Below are 769 nucleotides of genomic sequence, written 5' to 3'. Positions count from 1 at the left end.
GAGCGCACGTCGGCAGTCGGCTCCCTTGTTGACCGAATCACCGACCTCTCTCCCCAGGGGGATCCACCGGAGCTTACCATGACCGAGTACAAGCCCACGGTGCGCCTCGCCACCCGCGACGACGTCCCCAGGGCCGTACGCACCCTCGCCGCCGCGTTCGCCGACTACCCCGCCACGCGCCACACCGTCGATCCGGACCGCCACATCGAGCGGGTCACCGAGCTGCAAGAACTCTTCCTCACGCGCGTCGGGCTCGACATCGGCAAGGTGTGGGTCGCGGACGACGGCGCCGCGGTGGCGGTCTGGACCACGCCGGAGAGCGTCGAAGCGGGGGCGGTGTTCGCCGAGATCGGCCCGCGCATGGCCGAGTTGAGCGGTTCCCGGCTGGCCGCGCAGCAACAGATGGAAGGCCTCCTGGCGCCGCACCGGCCCAAGGAGCCCGCGTGGTTCCTGGCCACCGTCGGCGTCTCGCCCGACCACCAGGGCAAGGGTCTGGGCAGCGCCGTCGTGCTCCCCGGAGTGGAGGCGGCCGAGCGCGCCGGGGTGCCCGCCTTCCTGGAAACCTCCGCGCCCCGCAACCTCCCCTTCTACGAGCGGCTCGGCTTCACCGTCACCGCCGACGTCGAGGTGCCCGAAGGACCGCGCACCTGGTGCATGACCCGCAAGCCCGGTGCCTGACGCCCGCCCCACGACCCGCAGCGCCCGACCGAAAGGAGCGCACGACCCCATGCATCGGTACCTTTAAGACCAATGACTTACAAGGCAGCTG

The 769-nt window shown here is 71.0% G+C and carries 1 protein-coding gene; it reads left to right on the top strand.

Translation table 11 applies throughout. From position 1 onward, the window contains the following. Nucleotides 1-78 precede the first annotated feature (78 nt). On the top strand, nucleotides 79-678 hold the full coding sequence (locus H0H10_RS02290; protein WP_055528321.1) for a GNAT family N-acetyltransferase: 600 nt from the start codon (nucleotides 79-81) through the stop codon (nucleotides 676-678). The last annotated feature ends 91 nt before the right edge of the window (nucleotides 679-769 follow it).

This window comes from Streptomyces griseicoloratus, from assembly GCF_014534645.1.
GTDB lineage: Bacteria > Actinomycetota > Actinomycetes > Streptomycetales > Streptomycetaceae > Streptomyces > Streptomyces griseicoloratus.
This window is presented reverse-complemented; position numbering and strand designations above follow the sequence as displayed.